An 18,824-nucleotide genomic window follows, 5' to 3' on the forward strand; every position below is an offset into this window, starting at 1 on the left:
CGACAGCCATATGTAGAACACAACCACCCTTATCAAGAGGGACCATTTAATATAACATGAAAAAATACCTTTCATTAGTAACCTTTACGCATACCATATTTGCCATGCCGTTTGCATTCATCGGCTTCTTTTTGGCAGTTACCACTACTAACCACACGTTTGACTGGCGCAAGCTGGTTTTAATGGTGTTATGCATGATCTTTGCCCGCAACTCGGCCATGGCATTTAACCGTTACCTGGATAGGGACATTGATGCTCAAAACCCGCGTACCAAACAACGCGATATCCCATCTGGCAGGATCAGCGCACCCGCAGCTTTAACTTTTACCTTAATTAACTGCGGGCTATTTGTAGCAGCTACGTTTTTCATTAACCCATTATGCTTTTACCTATCGCCAATTGCCTTATTTGTCGTAATGGGCTATAGCGCAACCAAGCGCTTCACCGCACTATGCCATTTGGTTTTAGGTTTAGGTTTATCCCTGGCCCCTATTGGCGCATATCTTGTGGTTACCGGGGCTTTTGCCCTGACACCTGTATTTTTTTCCCTTTCTGTTTTATGCTGGGTGAGTGGGTTTGATATTATTTACGCCCTGCAGGATGAGGATTTCGACCGCAGCCAAAATTTGCATTCAATCCCTGCATATTTGGGTAAGGTGAACGCATTAAGGCTATCAACCTTTTTACATGTGCTGTCGGCGTTATTTATTGTAATGCCCGTATTTTTTACCCATGTGGGTATCCTTTATTATGTAGGAATCGCCTTTTTCTGTGCGATGCTTATTTATCAACACCTGCTGGTTAAACCTAACGATTTAAGCCGTGTAAACTTTGCCTTCATGACCACTAATGGAATTGCCAGCGTAGTGTTTGCTGTATTATTTCTTTTAGACCGGATATGGACACACTAACCGCCATCAATAAATTCAGGGAACATGTAGAATTATATGTTCCGATGAATGATGCGGAATGGCAAATCTTGTCGCCTTTATTGGAAGTTAGTCACCTTAAAAAAAAGAAAAACTTTGCCGAACCAGGCAAAGTTTGCACCCAGATAGGGCTGATTGTAAAAGGCTCTGTACGGTATTTTAATGTGAAGGATGGTGAAGAAATAACCGGCTACTTTAGTTTTGAGAACGAATTACTTAGCTCATATAAAAGTTTTTTAACAGGTACGCCAGGTTTAAATTACATCCAGGCATTGGAGGATACACAGATAGTTGCCCTTAACTATAAAGCCATGCAGCAGGCCTACGCCCATGAACTCATCGGTCATAAAATGGAACGCTTTGGCAGATTGGTAGCCGAGCATTATCTTATTTGTTATGAAGACCGGGTAACGTCCTTTTTAACCCAAACTCCCGAAGAACGTTATAACAAGTTGTTAGAAACAGGCGGCGAAGTATTGCAGCGCATCCCACAGCATTACATTGCCAATTTTTTAGGCATCACCCCTGTTTCACTGTCGCGGATCAGGAGAAGGATCATGAAAATAAGTGCCTGATAAGCTAAAGGCCAAAGGCGTAAGGCTGAAAGCTGAATCCTAACCACTAAAAAACAAATTCTAAACCCCAAACCGGACATTTCAATCCCAAATTGAACCAACCGATTCTTAAATCCATTTTTCTTATCTTTTGTTAACGTTTTGACTTTCAACGATGCCATACATTTGTTGTAACAAAAACGAAAAAGATTATGCACACTATATTAGGAGCCGGCGGAGCCGTAGCAAATGCCCTCACCCGCGAATTGATGACCACAAACGAAACTATCCGTTTGGTTAGCCGCAAACCTGTAAAAATTACGGGCAAAAACATAACCTGGCAAAAAGCCGATCTGCTGAATTACGATGAAGTTTTATCAGCAGTCCAGAGGTCAACGGTAATTTACCTTGTTGCCGGCCTGGTTTACGATAAAGATATCTGGAAAGCACAATGGCCGGTCGTGATGCAAAACGTAATAAATGCTACCAAAGCAACAGGCGCACGATTGATATTTTTTGATAATGTTTACATGTATGGCCTGGTTAACGGACCAATGAAAGAGGATACTCCTTATCACCCCAACAGCGCAAAGGGAGAAACCCGCGCAGGTATCGCCACTATGCTGATGGATGAAGTAAAAGCCGGCAACATCCGTGCAACTATTGCCCGCGCACCCGATTTTTATGGCACCGACTCCTTAAACAGTTTTGTTGATATGATGGTACTTACCAAATATGCAACAAAGCAAACAGCCCAATGGATAGGCAACCCGGAAAAGAAACACAATTTTATCTACATCCCCGATGCAGGGAAAGCCATGTTCCTGCTTGGGCAAAACCCGGATAGTGATAACCAGGTATGGCACCTGCCTACCGCCCCGGCTATTACAGGCAAACAGTTTATAGATATTGCAGCCCGGGTTTACCAGGTTAAACCTAAATTTATGCGCATCAGCAAATTCATGCTATGGCTTATTGGCCTGTTTCAAAAAGTGGTAATGGGAACCGTTGAAATGTACTATCAATATAATCACGACTACATTTTTGATAGCAGCAAGTTTGAAAAGGCATTTAATTTTAAGCCTACAAGTTATGAGGACGGATTAAAAGAGTTATCCCAAACCTTGTATAAGGCCAAAGCATAAAAACGGCAAGTTACTGGGTCGGTAAAATCCGAGGTTTGCTTTTCAACTCCCGGAGTTTACGTTTTTGATTTCTGATATAAGATATGCGATTGAGTTAAATTTCGGACCAGATACTTTTGACTTTCTGACCAAAAAAACTTCGGTACTAATCTGCATATTTGCACATCTATAATTTGAACTTCAAAGCAATGATCCACAAAAAAACAAGAACATATATCCCGGCAGCGCTCGATATTAAATGGGAAACCCTGGAACCTATTTATAAAGAATTGCTTGCACGCCCCATCAATTCGGTACACGAACTGGAAAAATGGCTGCACGATAAAAGTGAGCTGGAAGCCGCTTTAGAGGAAGACTTTGCCTGGCGCTACATCCGCATGACCTGCGACACGACCAGTGAAGAACTATTACAAAACTTCCAGTATTTTGCTACCGAGATTGAGCCTAAAATTGCTCCATATAGCAACGATTTGAACAAAAAACTGGTAGCCAGCGCATATGTTGACCAACTTGATAAGGAAAAATACTTCATCTTTTTGCGCGCTGTAAAAAAGGCATTGGAACTTTTCCGTGAAGAAAATATCCCGGTGCAAACCGAGATCCAGGTAGAGCAGCAAAAATACCAGTCAATAACCGGCGCCATGTCGGTGCATATTGATGACAAGGAATTTACTTTGGAGCAGGCATCAGTATTTTTAAAAGGTACCGACCGTGCAAAACGCCAGGAAGTATGGGAAAAAATAACTGCCCGCCGTTTACAGGAAAAAGACACTTTAGATACTCTTTTTGATCACCTGCGTACTTTACGCCATAAAGTTGCCTTGAATGCCGGATTTGAGAATTTCAGGGATTACATGTTCCAGGCGCTTGGCAGGTTTGATTATACGCCTCAGGATTGCTACGCCTTCCATGAAGCTATCGAAAAAGAAATTGTACCCATCCTGCGCGAACAGGCCGAAAAACGTAAGGATGCCCTTGCCCTGCCAGCTTTAAAGCCATGGGACATGGATGTTGATATATCTGGCAAACCAGCTTTAAAACCGTTTAATGATGGTAACGAGCTAATAGAAAAATCTATTCAGTGCTTTAGCAATATCAACCGTTACCTGGGCGAGCGGTTGGAGATCATGAAAGATAATAACCTGTTTGATGTGGAAAGCCGCAAAGGCAAAGCACCCGGTGGTTATAACTACCCGCTATCAGAAACTGGCGCGCCTTTCATATTCATGAACTCGGCCAATACCTTCCGCGATTTAACTACCATGGTACATGAAGGCGGTCACGCGGTACATACTTTTTTAACTGCCGACCTGGAGCTGAACGATTTTAAACATTGCCCATCTGAAGTGGCCGAACTGGCTTCTATGTCAATGGAGTTGATATCGATGGATAACTGGAATGTGTTTTTTGATAATGAGGAGGACCTTAAACGCGCCAAACGTGATCAATTAATTGATGTGCTTAAAACCCTGCCATGGGTAGCCGTAGTTGATCAGTTTCAACACTGGATTTATACCAACCCCGGTCATACAGACGCCGACCGTAAAACTGCCTGGATAGAGATTTATGAGCCATTTGGCTCAGGCTTTGTAGATTGGAGCGGGCATCCTGATGCAGAAGCTAATCTTTGGCAAAAACAGCTCCACATATTTGAGGTGCCATTTTATTATATAGAGTATGGCATGGCCCAGTTAGGCGCCATTGCAGTATGGAAGAACTATAAAGAAAATCCTGAAAAAGGTTTGCAGCAATACCTGGATGCCCTTAAGCTTGGCTATACAAAAACCATCAAAGAAATTTACGAAACCGCCGGCATCAAGTTTGATTTTAGCGCTGCTTACGTGAAAGAACTGGCGGAGTTTGTGAAGCGGGAAATGGATAAATTATAAGAGCTTCACTCCCTATCTATTTGTGTGCACATCTTCTAATAAAAAAATGTCATTTCGATAGAGCATGGGGAGGAATGAGCGGAGGAGCGAAAGAGAAATCTTCTACATCCTGCATAGCTGACTTTGCATATCGTACAAGATTTCTCCTCGTACCTCGTTCGAAATGACAACGTATTTTTAATACAAGAGGAAAAAAACGTGTACGCACAGTAAATCTCTAAGTGAAAAGGCCTTAAATGCCAGGCGTTCTATTTGAAACAAACAGAACGCCTGGCATTTTTCATCAAATTAGTTTGTGTAATAATTTATAGCTTCAATGATCACCGTGCATGATTTTTCAATTTCGGCCGGGTTGATAATAAGCGGGGGCGCAAGGCGCATAGAATTGCTGCAATGTAAAAACCAGTCGGTTATTACACCATGCTCAATACAGCGATCAATGATCTTTTTATTCAGATCAAAGTTTTCAAGTTCAATGGCCAGCATCAACCCTTTTCCTCTTACCTCTTTTATAGCCGGATGAACCAGCAATTTACGAAACTGTGTTTCCTTTTCGGCTACGCCCGATACCAGGTCATCATTAATCAATACTTCTAAAGCCGCCAATCCTGCAGCGCAACAAACCGGGTGGCCACCAAAAGTAGTGATATGCCCCAGAATAGGATTTTCTTTCAAGGCCCCCATGATATGGTTTGATGATATAAAAGCGCCAACAGGCATCCCTCCGCCTAAAGCTTTTGCCAATAACAATATATCGGGTACAATGCCAAAATGTTCAAAAGCAAAAAGCTTACCTGTGCGACCAAACGCGGCCTGTATCTCATCTATGATAAGCAATGTGCCTGTTTCATCACAACGTTTGCGTAAAGCCTGCATATAGGCTAAATCAGGCACCCTGACGCCGGCCTCCCCTTGTATAGTCTCAACAATAACGCAGGCGGTTTCCCCGGTTATCAGCGGCAGATCATCAGTTACATTAAACCGGATAAAATTTATACCCGGTAATAGGGGTCTGTATGCCTGCTTAAATTCCTCATTCCCCATTACACTTAATGCCCCGTGCGAACTGCCATGGTAAGAGTTATGACAGGCCACTATTTGTTGCCTGCCGGTAAAACGCTTGGCCAGTTTTAAAGCGCCCTCAACCGCCTCAGCGCCCGAATTAGTAAAGTATACTGATTGCAGATTTTCGGGAAGTAGTGACACCAGTTTCTCTGCAAAGCGTACCTGCGGTGTTTGCACAAATTCGCCATAAACCATCAGGTGCATGTATTTATCAACCTGCTGTTTAATAGCTTCGATAACATGTGGATTACCATGACCAAGGCTGCTTACGCCTATGCCCGAGATAAGGTCAATAAAAGCTTTGCCTGCCGCATCATACATATAAATTCCCTCTGCACGTTCAAACTCAAGCAACAACGGGAAATTAGTGGTTTGTGCATTATTAGCTAAAAAAAGCTGGCGAAGAGTAGGCATGTTTAATTAGTAAGTGATTTGAAGAACTTTCAATTTAAATAACACTGCAAAAATCAGCATTCTGATTAATACTACACCATTTAATTTGCCAATTAGCAAATCAAAAAAACAGGTGTCCGGCAATAAACTTACCTAAACCTTAATACAGGGTTAACAACCAGGCTGTTACTCTTTACGTAAGATGAGGCGTGCATTTTAAAGATATTTCATTGCTTAGATCCTTTAGGGCCAGGCTCGTTTTAAGCTTCTTTTCCTTTATGCTGGTAATCCTCATCTGGATTTTGGCCTACCTGATGATTGATCATCAAAAAAAACAGATCACTATTTTTTCCGGTCGAATTAACACCATCCAGGTTAAATATCTGGAAAGTGCCGGCTATTTACAAAAATTTATGCTGTCCGGATTTCATGATCCGGCATTTTATCATACAGGAAGGCAACAAGATATTGACCGTTTTTTGGCATTGCAAAGCGGGATCAACTTAGAATTGGCCGGCGTAAAACATAGTGCAGTTCAAAGCCGTCTCAAGGTAGGTGCTTCGCTTGACAGTCTTAGCAAAATAAGCCGGAAAACATTATTATTAGGAAGAATACTCAAAACGCTTTATTATAAAAAAGGTTTTTTGGATGAGGGACTGGAAGGTAAGATGCGTCAATATGCTCATTTCATAGAAGATTCCACTTCGGTATCTAAAATTGATATTTTACAAATGAGGCGCCATGAAAAGGATTATATGCTGCGCGGCAGGATGGAGTTTGCAAAACTGCTTTTTTCACAGGTAAATCACACCCTGCAAAACATTCCAATAAATACCAATAGCTACCGGGCGCTAACCAATTACCAAAACTGTTTTTCTCAGTTCGTTTCTTTAGCAGAAACCCTTGGGGTGCAAAAAAATGCAGGTATCGTTCCGCAAACCCTGGAAGAGGTTGACAAGTTTGACCACCAATATGCCCGGATGAACAATTCTGCCAATTATGAGATTCGCCGTTTAAATATAAAATTTAACACGATAATCATTTTCATAACCGCCTTTTCACTAGTGTTAATTGTGATATTAAGCTGGGTATTATCAAAATATTTAACTACAGACATTAAAGAATTGAATAAACGGATGGCTGCATTTATTTATTCTGATTTTCGGGATATCCGGCATTTGGAGGTCGAAAATAAATTTCTGCCAAATACCATTGAAATTGAAAAGCTTTACCAGGATTTTGGACTGCTGAAAACAACCCTTCGGGATTATATCAGCAACCTTAACCAGCGGACAGAACAATTGCAAATTCAATCTGATCAGCTACAGGAGCTAAATGAAGAAATGCAGGTACAGTCTGAGGAACTCCAGGCACAATCAGAAGAGCTACAAGTTCAATCAGAAGAGTTAAGGGTACTCAATGAAGATTTGAATATGCAGCAGGAACAAGAACATGCAGCCCGCGAAGAAGCAGAAAAAGCCAACAAAGCTAAGAGTGTATTCCTGGCTACAATGAGCCACGAGATTAGGACCCCCATGAACGGCGTATTGGGTATGGCTTCATTACTACATGAAACCCCCTTGAATACCGAACAGGCAGAATATGTAGAAATTATTCGCAGCAGTGGCGAAACCCTGCTAAATGTGATCAATGATATTCTTGATTTTTCAAAAATAGAATCAGGAAAACTTGAACTTGATCCGCATGATTTTGACCTGCGACAATGTATTGAAGAAGTGATGGATATGTTTTCTGGTAAAGCGGCCCGTATCGGTCTTGATCTGGTATACCAGATTGGTGGCGATATTCCGCAGCAATTGCTGGCAGACGGCATGCGGATGAAACAGGTATTGATTAACCTTATTGGTAACGCCGTTAAGTTTACCACGCAGGGAGAGGTATTCCTGGGGATTACATTAAATAAAACCCACCAGCATGGTGAACTTATTGAACTTGCGTTTGAAATAAGGGATACGGGTATAGGTATTCCTGATGATAAATTATCGGGGCTTTTTCATGCTTTTTCCCAGGTTGATTCATCAACAACACGTAAATATGGCGGCTCTGGCCTGGGCCTGGTTATCAGCGCCAGGTTGGTTGAACTGATGGGAGGTGAAATTTCAATTATTAGTAAAATTAATGAAGGCACCTCTTTTTATTTTACTATGCAAGTAAAAGCCAGTAAGAAAACTGTGCGCCTGCAGGCTCCCTATATGATGACAGGGCAAGAGGGTAAACATATCCTGGTAGTGGATGATAACCTTACCAACCGTAAAATTTTACAGATGCAACTGGAGCAGTGGAAGCTAGTCCCAGTTATGGCCTCCACCGCCGCAGAAGCTTTGCTATTACTTGAAGAAAGAGGCTTTGACCTGGTTTTAACTGATATGCAGATGCCCGAAATGGATGGGATACAACTTACTCAGCTTATAAACAAGAGGAGTCCCTTGCTTCCGGTTATCCTGCTAAGCTCTATTGGCGATGAAACCGGTAAAAAGTTTCCAAATCTATTTGCTTCAATACTAACTAAACCAGTGAAACAACAAGCCTTATGCAAGGTAATTCAAATAGCATTGCAGCAGGAAACTGGGATACTGCAAACGGAAAAGTTTAAACCAAGCGTACTACACACCGAATTTGCTCTCGAAAACCCACTAAGTATACTTGTTGCCGAGGATAACCTGATAAATCAAAAGCTGATTGTAAGGATACTAAACAAATTGGGCTATGACCCTATGGTGGCATTGAATGGCCTTGAAGCACTTGCCCTGCTTGAACTTCATGAATTTAATGTTATCCTTATGGATATACAAATGCCAGAAATGGATGGTCTTGAAACTACACAATCTATCAGGAGCATTGCCATGAAACAACCGGTAATTATCGCTATGACAGCTAACGCCATGTTGGAAGATAAGGAAGAATGCTTAAGCTGCGGGATGGATGATTATATATCAAAACCGGTTAACCTTGAACTTTTGTTGCTTGCGCTATCAAAAGCATCTGCTAAACTAAAAGAAAATAAAATACTGGCGTTTGGTTAATTAATTACCGGCCCGTTCGCTGCGCTCGCTGAGTTGTTTAATAAGCTCGTCATTAAACTCTTGCTCGCTTTTATACAATTTGCTTACTTTTTCGGGTGGGAGTATTTTTGAAAAAGAATCGCGGTAGCGTTTACGTATAGCCACAAGTTGGCTTTCATAGTAAATTTCCTTATCAATTTGCTCCGTACCATTGGAGGATGCACTGGAATTATTTAAGCGCTTTAAGATGCGTACTGCAGTTAATTCCTGTTGGTATTGACGGTATAGGGGCCAAAATTTAGTTGATTCATGATCGCTGAGATCAAGCTGTTTGCTGATAAAATTATTGCGTGCAGCCTCAAGCTTGGCACCCATGCCTGATTTTTTTGTACGCGTAACATTAGGCTTAGCCGGAACCAGGCTATTGGCCTGCCCATAGGACTCAAAGCCTGCAGCTATAATAAATAATAAAATAAAAATATGCCTGATCAACTTACTCATTAAAGCTCCTTAATTAATTAGTATCTATATAATCTGACAAATCCTCATCCAAATTCTGGCTGTTAATTTTTTGTGAGCCATCCATCAGTGTACGGGTATCGCTCGCATCCATATGCAACTGCAGGTAACTTTTTATTTCGGCTACAGGCACTGTTGATAACTCTTCATGTAAAAAAGAGTGATTATGATCTGTAGGCGTCGGGCTTTTCAAAACCACACCAATGCCAAGGATCAAAGCAAAACATGCCGCGGTAGCATACCTAAAGGTAGCCGAAGCAAACATTTTACGAACAATGCCCCTCTTTTGAACCGCAACCTGCAGGTTAATCACCTGGGCAACTTCCTCTGGCTGGTTAACAGTTTTATTTAAAATATTCTGATTAAGCTGCTCAAAATAATTTGCCGGAACGGTAAAGCTTTCTGCCTCATGCTCCAAAAGCTCCCCCACCGCAATTCTGCTTTGGATGTTGTTGCTCAACTCTTCAAAGTAATTTTCAGGAACCGCAAAACCCTCATCCCGATTATTCAAATGCTCATCAATAGCAATCCTGCTTTGGATGTTATTGTCCAGTTCCTCAAAATAATTTTCAGGAACATCAAAGCCTTCAGCTTCATTATTCACGTATTGCTCAATGGCAATTCTGCTTTGGATATTGCTTGCCTGCTCCTCAAAAAAATTGGGAGGAGTAGTAAAACCGGAGTTCCCGGTACCCAAAGCCGATTCAACATTTATACGGCTTTGTATATTGCTGCTTAATTGTTCAAAGTAATTTCCAGGCACGGTAAACCCTGCAGATGAGCTTTTTAACTCTTCTAACCTGATGCGTGATGTTATGTGCTGCGCTAATTCATCAAAATAGCCAGCCGGCACAGTAAACGGATCATTTGTGTTGATCTGTTTAAGTGACGTATAATCATCCAGCCATTCCCTATTGTCCATATCGCTTTTCATACATAACTATAGATGAACAAAGTGCTAAAAGGTTTAACGTAAATCTGAATTAATTCTGAATTAATCTTTAGAGATTAAATATGCCTCTATTTTTTTAACAGCCAGGTGAAAAGATGCCTTTAAAGCACCTACACTTGTACCCAACACTGCCGAAATCTCTTCATACTTCATATCCTCATAATATTTCATATTGAACACGAGTTTCTGTTTTTCGGGCAGCGTTAACAGTGCTTCCTGCAATTTGCGTTGTGCCGCGTCGCCGTTAAAATAGCTCGAATCGGCCAGTGTATCAGCCAGTTCATAGGCAACATCATCCAACGAAACATTATTTTTTTGCTTTTTCTTATTCAAAAAAGTAATGCATTCGTTGGATGCTATGCGGTACATCCAGGTATAAAGTTGCGCATCGTTTCTAAAACCCAACAGATTTTTCCAAACTTTAATAAAAACATCCTGTACAAGATCATCCGCATCATCATGGTCAATAACCATACGGCGAACGTGCCAGTAAATTTTTTGCTGGTACTTTTTAAGCAACAGGTTAAATGCTTCGTTACGCGTTTTTTCGTCCTGGAACTTGCTTAAAATCTCTATATCTTCAACCTGCACCGACATTTTATAATTTTTATAGTTAAATGCTAATTAAGCATTTTTGTTTTTTCTTTCGATAACCTTTTTCACGGCAAGCACAATATGCTCTGCATCAAGGCCGTATTTGGTCATCAGCTGCTCGGGCGTTCCGCTTTCACCAAAGCTGTCATTTACAGCAATGTATTCCTGCGGGGCCGGGGTATGTGTAGCTAAAACCTGTGCTATACTATCGCCCAATCCACCTAAACGGTTATGCTCTTCGGCAGTAACCACACAACCTGTTTTTGCTACTGATTTTAATACAGCTTCTGCATCCAAAGGCTTAATGGTATGAATATTAATAATCTCGGCATCAATGCCTTGCTCTGCAAGTATTTCACCTGCTAAAATAGCCTGCCATACCAGGTGACCGGTTGCAAATATACTAACATCGGCACCTTCATTTACCATCCATGCTTTTCCGATCTCAAACTTTTGATCTGGATCTGTAAAAATAGGTACCACCGGGCGACCAAAACGAAGGTAAACCGGACCTTCATATTCCGCAATGGCCATAGTGGCGGCCTTGGTTTGATTGTAATCGCAAGTGTTGATAACAGTCATCCCAGGCAACATTTTCATCAGGCCGATATCTTCTAATATCTGGTGTGTTGCTCCATCCTCGCCTAAAGTTAAGCCAGCGTGTGATGCGCAAACTTTAACATTTTTGTTAGAGTAAGCTATCGACTGGCGGATCTGATCGTAAACCCTGCCGGTTGAAAAGTTAGCGAAAGTACCTGTAAAAGGTATTTTACCACCAATGGTCATACCTGCTGCAATACACATCATATTTGCTTCGGCAATACCTACCTGTACAAAGCGATCAGGAAATTCCTTAATAAAATCATTCATTTTTAACGACCCAATAAGGTCGGCGCAAAGTGCCACTACCTGGTCGTTTTTTCTGCCGGCTTCCAGCAACCCGGCGCCAAAGCCCGAGCGGGTATCTTTTTTATCTGTGTAAGTATATTTTTTCATGAGAGGCCTCACTCAACCCTCTCCAAAAGAGAGGGCTACTTTGATTAATTGTAGTTAATGATAGTTATTTATTTTCGCTCCCCCTCTAAGGGGGCGGGGCTTAATAGTCGCCCAGGGTTTCTTCCAGTTGAGCCAAGGCCAATTTCAATTGCTCATCATTTGGAGCAACGCCATGCCATTTGTGACTGCCAACCATAAAGTCAACTCCATAACCCATTTCGGTATGCATTAATATCATGATAGGTTTACCTTGCCCGCTGCGGCTTTTAGCAAGTTTTAGCGTTTTAACTACATCGGCCATATCGTTACCTTTCATTTCCAAAACATCCCAGCCAAAAGCTTCCCATTTGGCGTGTAAATCGCCAAGTGATAAAACAAGTTTTGTTGGCCCATCAATCTGTTGTCCGTTTACATCAATGGTTGAGATCAGGTTATCTACCTGATTGTGCGGCGCAAACATCGCTGCTTCCCAAATTTGTCCTTCCTGTAGCTCGCCATCACCGTGCAGCGTATAAACCAGGCTTTTATCACCATTAAGCTTTTTAGACAAAGCAGCGCCAATAGCCACAGATAATCCCTGGCCTAATGATCCTGAAGCAATACGTACACCCGGTAAGTGCTCATGTGTTGTAGGGTGACCCTGTAAGCGCGAATTAAGCTTACGGAAGGTAGCCAGTTCTGCTTTATCATAATAGCCGGCATGGGCCAAAGTGCTGTAAAACACCGGCGAAATGTGACCGTTTGATAAAAAGAAAAGATCTTCGCCAATGCCATCCATGTTAAATTCAGGATCGTGGTTCATCGCCTCAAAATACAGGGCGGTAAAATACTCGGTACAACCTAATGAACCACCAGGGTGGCCAGATTGACAACCATGTACCATACGTACAATGTCGCGCCTGATTTGTGACGCGATTTTTTCTAAGTCTTTAATAGTTGATTTCATTATAAATTTAGGAAACTGATCGGCTAAAGTAAAAAATATTTATTGTTCTTTTAACACTTATTTTACTAACTCAAGCACTTGTTGTGAGGAGTTCTTGGTATCAACCTTACTAATTAAATGCACAATGATTCCATCGCCATTAATAATAAAGGTAGTGCGGGCGGTGCCCATGTATTGTTTGCCGTACATGTTTTTTTCTACCCAAACGCCATAAGCTTCAACAATTTCCTTTTCGTTATCAGCTATGAGGGTAAAGGGCAGGCTATATTTGGTTTCGAACTTTTTATGTGATTTTTCATCATCGGTACTTACACCAATCACCTCGTAACCTTTGCTTAGCAATGATTGGTAATTATCCCTAAAATCACATGACTCCGCTGTACAGCCGGGGGTATCATCTTTAGGATAAAAGTAAAGTATTACGTTTTTGCCTTTATAATCAGACAGCGAAACGGTGTTTCCGTTCTGGTCTTTTGCTGTAAAATCCGGGGCTTTATCGCCTTCTTTTAATGTTGACATAGTTTTGAGTATTATCGGTAAAAATCTGCGGTAAAATCTGCAAAATTGTTCTTGTTATCTGCAAGGGTAAGCTTAAAAGTGTGCTTGCCCGGCGTAATATCGCCGTTAAAGGTATAACTTAGAATTTTAGTTTTATAATCCAGTTCCATTAAAACCCATTTATTATCAATGGTTCCGATGTAACTTTTTATGCCCGAGAGGTTATCGCTCATCCTGAAATTAATACTGCGGGCCATTTTCATATTACTTCCGTTTTTGATATTTAATGGATGGATCACCGGTGGAACGGTATCCACTTTAATATAAAAATCGCCAAAGGTGCTCAATTGCGATTTTACCCAGCCATCCTGGTAATAACCACCCTGGCAAAAGCCCGCGGTGCTTACAATAACTGCTTTATCAGCATATTTACCCAGGTCAACCTCGGGTTTTATCCACAGCTCATAATTGTCATGAACAGGTGTTAAGTGGTTATGAATATGGTGTACAGAGGAGTATGCGCCAACAGGTTTTGCTGAATTAGAGTAGATAAAATCCAGATCGTCATATAAATTGCCGGGCATTACGGTAACCTTCACCTTATCGGTACTGAATTCGCTTTTTTTATCGTAGTGAAACAAAGTGCCCTCTATTTTATTGGCAGTTGCTGTAAACGGACTTGCCTGTACCTTTAATTTTAATGATGAAGTATTGCCGGCTACATCTTTTACAACATATTCAACATCATGCATTGCATTATCATTAAAGGTAATGATGCCCCTGTTAATAGATTGCGGATAAAGCGAAATATGGCTGCCCGGCATAATAAAGCATTTCTGCATCCACCGGTGCGATGAAGTAAAAGCCGGGTAATCAATATAAGCATTAATGGCATGGGTTTGATCAAACGCGAAACGTTCAACTGCAAAGGTGTATACCGTTTGGCCATCAAGTTTCAGCTCAACGGAGTAGATGCCATTGTGATTTACGGATGTGCTGTTCATATCAGTAGCATTGATACCAAAACCGATATTGCCACTTAAATGTAACACCTGGGGTTTTACTAAATGATAATTACCCGCGGCACCGTTAACTGCCATAAACTCACGCTGTGTTTTTTCACTAAACGGGTTGCCGTTAAGATGATAAATCCCGATGGAGCTAATACTGGGCGGAATCTTATCCGGAATAGTTAAGCCAAAAAGCTGCGGGTTTATAGTTTCTTCGGTTTGTGTATCCCTGATCTCGAAATGCACATGCGGCCCGGCCGATGCCCCCGCATTGCCCGATATGGCCACTACTTCATCCTTACAAACGGGTACCTGTGTGGGTAATAATTTAAAGTCGGCCTCAAAGGTTTGATGCTCATATTGGTAAGCTTTTACCAACGCGGCAACCGCCGGGGTAAAGCTTTGCAAGTGACCATATACCGTGGTATAACCATTGGGGTGGGTAATGTAAATAGCCCGCCCAAAGCCGCCAAACTGTACCCGTACCCTTGAAATATAGCCGTCATTTACGGCATACACCGGGTAACCTGTACGCTGGTTGGTTTTAAAATCAAGTCCGGAGTGAAAATGTGCAGGCCTTAACTCGCCAAATGAACCTGCCGTTGTAGGCGGCCGAAGATCGAGCGGGTACCGGAAATAATTTTGAGGATAGGGCCTGCTTTGTATGGTGGTAGTTTGCGCCTGCAAATTCAAATAAAAACCGGTGCACAGCGCGCAGATAACAATAATTCTTTTTTTAATCATGCTTATTTTACGTAAAAGTCAAGCATTTTCTCACCTTCCAGATAGCCTTCCAGCCTATCGCCTACTTTTACCTTTGATACCCCTGCAGGGGTGCCCGTAAATATCAGATCGCCTTTTTTAAGTGTAACATATTTGGATACAAAGGCTATGATGCTTTCAAAAGAGAAAAGCAAATTACCTGTATTACCTTCCTGGCGGGTTTCGCCGCTCACATCCAGCTTAAAGTTGATATCATAAATATTGGCAAACTTTGTTTTTGGCACAAAAGCACTGATTGGCGCCGAACCATCAAACGCCTTAGCCAGTTCCCAGGGTAACCCTTTTTCTTTATGGCGGTTTTGGATATCACGGGCGGTAAAATCAATACCCAACCCAATTTCTTCATAATAACTGCCGGCAAATTTTTCACCAATATGTTTGCCTTCCTTACTCACTTTAAGAACTATCTCAATCTCGTGGTGGATATCTTCCGAAAAATCGGGGTGATAAAAAGGCTTGTTATCTTTTAAAATGGCAGTATCCGGTTTCATAAAAATAACCGGAACGGTTGGCACCGGGTTATTTAATTCTTTGGCATGTTCAGCATAGTTGCGGCCAATGGCAATTATCTTCATAAGGGAATGCTATAAACGCCAAAGCTAAAAAAATAGATGGGTTTGGCATACACGTAAGCTTTAAAGTGTAGATGTTGGGGTGAAATACCCGGCCTTTGATAAAAATGGAGCTTAATTTTTTTCTAAGCCCTATAGGCACTTAAAGTGCGGATGTTATAATACAGAGATCCTTTTAATAACCGATTCGGTACCGGCTACTACGCGTACAAAATAAAAGCCGCGACTAAGTTTGTTGTTTATGGAGTAGCTGATATTGTGATCACCAACCTCAACCCGCTGGTTAAATACGGTGGTTATATCATTCCCCAACACATCCATTATTTTAACCGTTACGTTGGAGTTGCGACTAACCGAATATTTCAGGTTAATCTGATCGGTAACCGGGTTGGGGTACAACTGTACGTCATTAAGCAACTTATCATCGGGGCGCGATACACTTACTTTTGCACTTGATGTTACAGCTGGTTTTAAAGGTGGCAGCGCCAGGTGAAGCCCATTTTTTAAATAGGAAGGTTTACCGCCTTTTGCTTTAGTTACATGATAGGTAGTATCACCTTTAGCCTGTTTAGTGCCAGTTAGTTTATCGGGCGTAACTCTTGCTGCAAACGCAAAATTCATAAAAATTGCCATCGCAACTAATACAAGCCATGCATGTGTGTAAATAAAAGAGTAAGTAGTTTTTCGCCTCATTATTAAGTTTCCCTACAAAAGTATAAATAATGCCCTCACGACGTAGAAAAATGACGTTTTTGTAAAACTTTTTAACAAAATTTAACAATAAGGGCTGTTTTTACGGTTTTGACTCGTAATTTACTTATACGTTTAATGATAATTTAAGTTTAATGGAAAAAATTAATATTTTTGCGACTTCACAAAATCAAAATAGTGTCGAACCATAAAGATCTGCAAAAACTGTCGGCCGCTGGCCTTCTCATCAGTTTAGGAATAATTTACGGTGATATTGGTACCTCCCCATTATACGTATTCAAAGCCATTGTTGGTACAAACCAAATTTCCGAAACATTAATACTTGGAGGAGTCTCACTCATTTTCTGGACGTTAACGCTGCAAACCACGCTGAAATACGTGGTGATTACGCTACGTGCCGATAATAAGGGTGAGGGTGGTATCTTCTCCCTATTCTCACTCGTTCGCCGTAAAGCAAAATGGCTTATTGTACCTGCCGTTGTTGGTGGTTGCGCCCTGCTTGCCGATGGCATCATTACCCCTCCTATTACCATATCATCGGCAATTGAGGGTTTACAAACTTACTACCCACAATTACCTACTGTAAAAATTGTAATGGCCATTATTACCGGGCTGTTTATTATACAGCAATTTGGTACATCACTGGTTGGTAAGGCTTTTGGACCTATTATGTTCATCTGGTTTACCATGATGGGGGTTTTAGGGATCAGTTATATTGTTCACTCACCGGGTATTGTCAGGGCATTAAATCCGTATTATGCGTATGAGCTGTTAAGTTCTGCCGGCAGTCATAACGCCTTTATCATTTTAGGAGCGGTATTTTTGTGTACTACAGGAGCCGAGGCTTTATACTCAGATCTGGGGCACTGCGGTAAACAAAACATCCGTATAAGCTGGATATATGTTAAAGCCTGTTTAATTCTTAACTACCTGGGGCAGGCGGTTTGGTTGCTGCAAAGAAATGGCACCGTAATGGACCTGAATACCAATAACCCCTTTTATAAAATTATGCCCGAGTGGTTCCTGATATTCGGTATTGGTATAGCTACCGTTGCGGCTATTATTGCCAGCCAGGCGTTAATTTCGGGATCGTTTACGCTTATTGCCGAGGCTGTAAGGCTTAACCTTTGGCCAAAAGTACGTATCAATTATCCATCAGAGCAAAAGGGGCAATTGTATGTACCCAGTGTTAACTGGCTGCTTTGGGCCGGATGTTTGGGTGTGGTACTGATATTTCGTCACTCAGATAAAATGGAGGCGGCTTACGGTTTAAGTATCACGGTAGCCATGCTCATGACCACCATTCTGGTATCTAAATTCCTGAAACGCAAAAAAGTACCTTCCTATATCATCAATACGTTTTTAGCGGTTTACCTGGTTATTGAGGGTACGTTTCTTACCGGTAACCTGGTTAAGTTTTTACATGGTGGCTGGTTCACTTTATCAATAGGGTTTGTATTATTCACGGTGATGTGGACATGGCATACTGCCCGCAAAATCAGGAACCGTTACGTTAAGTTTGTAGGTATTGATGATTATTACAACATTATTAATGAACTAAGTGCAGACGAAAGCGTACCTAAATACGCATCGCAACTGGTTTATTTAACCAGTGCCAATTTCAACTCAGAAATTGAATCGAAAATTGTTTACTCCATACTACAGAAGCAGCCTAAACGCGCAGATGTATACTGGCTGGTTCACGTTGATGTGGTTGATGAGCCTTACAAACGTGAGTACGAAGTTGACTTTTTAGTGCCAAACAAACTTATCCGTATCGACTTTAAATTAGGTTTCCGGGTTGAGCAGCAGATAAACCTGTTGTTTAGAAAAGTGGTTGAAGACTTGGTTAAAAAAGGCGAGGTAGATATTACCAGTCACTATAAATCACTAAATAAACACAAAATAGTGGGCGACTTTAGGTTTGTGGTGATTGAAAAGGTATTTTCCCGCTCGCATAGCCTATCGTTATATGAGCGTTTTATAATGGATTTTTATGTATACCTCAAAAAGGTTAGTTTATCAGAAGAACGCGGTTTTGGCCTCGACCTTAGCTTTGTAACGGTTGAAAAAGTTCCACTGATGTTGTCAATACCGGAGGCTATTGAAATACACAGAGTGAATTAGCCGCACATAAACCCCTATAAAACAAAAAGACCTTAGATTATCTGAGGTCTTTTTGTTTTATAGGCTTTGTGGGAACACATCGCCTTTAGAGCTACTATGTAGGCACATCTTTTTATCC

General features: G+C 41.4%; 16 protein-coding genes. 6 read left to right on the top strand and 10 right to left on the bottom strand.

Going from position 1 to position 18,824, the window contains the following annotated elements; all coding sequences use genetic code 11:
• Positions 1–56 precede the first annotated feature (56 nt).
• From AC1DYB_RS21260 to AC1DYB_RS21275, 4 genes are all read left to right on the top strand, one after another.
• Positions 57–911 carry a UbiA-like polyprenyltransferase gene (locus AC1DYB_RS21260; protein ID WP_477437800.1) on the top strand — a complete coding sequence of 285 codons (855 nt, stop codon included), beginning with the start codon at positions 57–59 and terminating at the stop codon, positions 909–911.
• Entirely contained in the window at positions 899–1,504 is a 606-nt protein-coding gene (locus tag AC1DYB_RS21265) for a Crp/Fnr family transcriptional regulator (protein WP_477437803.1), read from the top strand. The genes AC1DYB_RS21260 and AC1DYB_RS21265 overlap by 13 nt, the downstream gene beginning before the upstream one ends.
• A gap of 191 nt (positions 1,505–1,695) precedes the next feature.
• The gene (locus AC1DYB_RS21270) at positions 1,696–2,628 is read left to right on the top strand and encodes an NAD-dependent epimerase/dehydratase family protein (protein ID WP_477437805.1); all 933 of its coding nucleotides are present in this window, start codon (positions 1,696–1,698) and stop codon (positions 2,626–2,628) included.
• 188 nt (positions 2,629–2,816) lie between these two features.
• Positions 2,817–4,517, top strand: a complete 1,701-nt coding sequence (locus AC1DYB_RS21275) for a M3 family oligoendopeptidase (protein ID WP_477437807.1) — start codon at positions 2,817–2,819, stop codon at positions 4,515–4,517.
• 288 nt (positions 4,518–4,805) lie between these two features.
• Here the strand turns inward: AC1DYB_RS21275 and AC1DYB_RS21280 are convergent, their stop codons facing one another.
• Positions 4,806–5,996, bottom strand: a complete 1,191-nt coding sequence (locus AC1DYB_RS21280) for an aspartate aminotransferase family protein (protein WP_477437809.1) — start codon at positions 5,994–5,996, stop codon at positions 4,806–4,808.
• Positions 5,997–6,253: 257 nt separating this feature from the next.
• Here AC1DYB_RS21280 and AC1DYB_RS21285 point away from each other — a divergent pair, with 257 nt between their 5' ends.
• Positions 6,254–9,019: a response regulator gene (locus AC1DYB_RS21285; RefSeq protein WP_477437811.1), complete on the top strand. Its 2,766-nt coding sequence runs from the start codon at positions 6,254–6,256 to the stop codon at positions 9,017–9,019.
• On the opposite strand, the gene AC1DYB_RS21290 is transcribed toward AC1DYB_RS21285, so the two are convergent.
• From AC1DYB_RS21290 to AC1DYB_RS21330, 9 genes are all read right to left on the bottom strand, one after another.
• Positions 9,020–9,499 carry a hypothetical protein gene (locus AC1DYB_RS21290; RefSeq protein WP_295720921.1) on the bottom strand — a complete coding sequence of 160 codons (480 nt, stop codon included), beginning with the start codon at positions 9,497–9,499 and terminating at the stop codon, positions 9,020–9,022.
• Positions 9,500–9,512: 13 nt separating this feature from the next.
• On the bottom strand, positions 9,513–10,439 hold the full coding sequence (locus tag AC1DYB_RS21295; RefSeq protein ID WP_477437813.1) for a hypothetical protein: 927 nt from the start codon (positions 10,437–10,439) through the stop codon (positions 9,513–9,515).
• A gap of 72 nt (positions 10,440–10,511) precedes the next feature.
• Complete coding sequence (locus AC1DYB_RS21300) at positions 10,512–11,066, bottom strand: RNA polymerase sigma factor (RefSeq protein ID WP_295720923.1); 555 nt, start codon at positions 11,064–11,066, stop codon at positions 10,512–10,514.
• A gap of 27 nt (positions 11,067–11,093) precedes the next feature.
• Positions 11,094–12,059, bottom strand: coding sequence for a transketolase family protein (locus AC1DYB_RS21305; protein WP_295720924.1), 966 nt, complete (start codon positions 12,057–12,059; stop codon positions 11,094–11,096).
• 100 nt (positions 12,060–12,159) lie between these two features.
• Positions 12,160–13,005: a transketolase gene (locus tag AC1DYB_RS21310; RefSeq protein ID WP_477437815.1), complete on the bottom strand. Its 846-nt coding sequence runs from the start codon at positions 13,003–13,005 to the stop codon at positions 12,160–12,162.
• Positions 13,006–13,062: 57 nt separating this feature from the next.
• On the bottom strand, positions 13,063–13,524 hold the full coding sequence (gene bcp / locus AC1DYB_RS21315; RefSeq protein ID WP_477437817.1) for a thioredoxin-dependent thiol peroxidase: 462 nt from the start codon (positions 13,522–13,524) through the stop codon (positions 13,063–13,065).
• An 11-nt stretch (positions 13,525–13,535) separates the two neighbouring features.
• Complete coding sequence (locus AC1DYB_RS21320; RefSeq protein WP_477437819.1) at positions 13,536–15,257, bottom strand: M23 family metallopeptidase; 1,722 nt, start codon at positions 15,255–15,257, stop codon at positions 13,536–13,538.
• 2 nt (positions 15,258–15,259) lie between these two features.
• The gene (locus tag AC1DYB_RS21325) at positions 15,260–15,871 is read right to left on the bottom strand and encodes a fumarylacetoacetate hydrolase family protein (RefSeq protein WP_295720928.1); all 612 of its coding nucleotides are present in this window, start codon (positions 15,869–15,871) and stop codon (positions 15,260–15,262) included.
• A gap of 153 nt (positions 15,872–16,024) precedes the next feature.
• Entirely contained in the window at positions 16,025–16,561 is a 537-nt protein-coding gene (locus AC1DYB_RS21330; protein WP_477437822.1) for a T9SS type A sorting domain-containing protein, read from the bottom strand.
• Between the two features lie 195 nt (positions 16,562–16,756).
• On the opposite strand from AC1DYB_RS21330, the gene AC1DYB_RS21335 reads away from it, so the two are divergent.
• A complete protein-coding gene (locus AC1DYB_RS21335; protein ID WP_477397208.1) occupies positions 16,757–18,706 on the top strand; it encodes a KUP/HAK/KT family potassium transporter in 1,950 nt (649 codons plus the stop codon).
• The last annotated feature ends 118 nt before the right edge of the window (positions 18,707–18,824 follow it).

The organism is Mucilaginibacter sp. P2_A4, from assembly GCF_056405015.1.

Excerpts from the sequence above, each read along its gene's own strand:
- AC1DYB_RS21290 (WP_295720921.1), bottom strand. The coding sequence starts at position 9,499 with ATGAGTAAGTTGATCAGGCATATTTTTATTTTATTATTTATTATAGCT.
- AC1DYB_RS21265 (WP_477437803.1), top strand. The coding sequence starts at position 899 with ATGGACACACTAACCGCCATCAATAAATTCAGGGAACATGTAGAATTA.
- AC1DYB_RS21310 (WP_477437815.1), bottom strand. The coding sequence starts at position 13,005 with ATGAAATCAACTATTAAAGACTTAGAAAAAATCGCGTCACAAATCAGG.
- AC1DYB_RS21280 (WP_477437809.1), bottom strand. The coding sequence starts at position 5,996 with ATGCCTACTCTTCGCCAGCTTTTTTTAGCTAATAATGCACAAACCACT.
- AC1DYB_RS21320 (WP_477437819.1), bottom strand. The coding sequence starts at position 15,257 with ATGATTAAAAAAAGAATTATTGTTATCTGCGCGCTGTGCACCGGTTTT.
- AC1DYB_RS21260 (WP_477437800.1), top strand. The coding sequence starts at position 57 with ATGAAAAAATACCTTTCATTAGTAACCTTTACGCATACCATATTTGCC.
- AC1DYB_RS21275 (WP_477437807.1), top strand. The coding sequence starts at position 2,817 with ATGATCCACAAAAAAACAAGAACATATATCCCGGCAGCGCTCGATATT.
- AC1DYB_RS21305 (WP_295720924.1), bottom strand. The coding sequence starts at position 12,059 with ATGAAAAAATATACTTACACAGATAAAAAAGATACCCGCTCGGGCTTT.
- bcp (WP_477437817.1), bottom strand. The coding sequence starts at position 13,524 with ATGTCAACATTAAAAGAAGGCGATAAAGCCCCGGATTTTACAGCAAAA.
- AC1DYB_RS21330 (WP_477437822.1), bottom strand. The coding sequence starts at position 16,561 with ATGAGGCGAAAAACTACTTACTCTTTTATTTACACACATGCATGGCTT.
- AC1DYB_RS21270 (WP_477437805.1), top strand. The coding sequence starts at position 1,696 with ATGCACACTATATTAGGAGCCGGCGGAGCCGTAGCAAATGCCCTCACC.
- AC1DYB_RS21300 (WP_295720923.1), bottom strand. The coding sequence starts at position 11,066 with ATGTCGGTGCAGGTTGAAGATATAGAGATTTTAAGCAAGTTCCAGGAC.
- AC1DYB_RS21285 (WP_477437811.1), top strand. The coding sequence starts at position 6,254 with ATGCTGGTAATCCTCATCTGGATTTTGGCCTACCTGATGATTGATCAT.
- AC1DYB_RS21295 (WP_477437813.1), bottom strand. The coding sequence starts at position 10,439 with ATGGACAATAGGGAATGGCTGGATGATTATACGTCACTTAAACAGATC.
- AC1DYB_RS21325 (WP_295720928.1), bottom strand. The coding sequence starts at position 15,871 with ATGAAGATAATTGCCATTGGCCGCAACTATGCTGAACATGCCAAAGAA.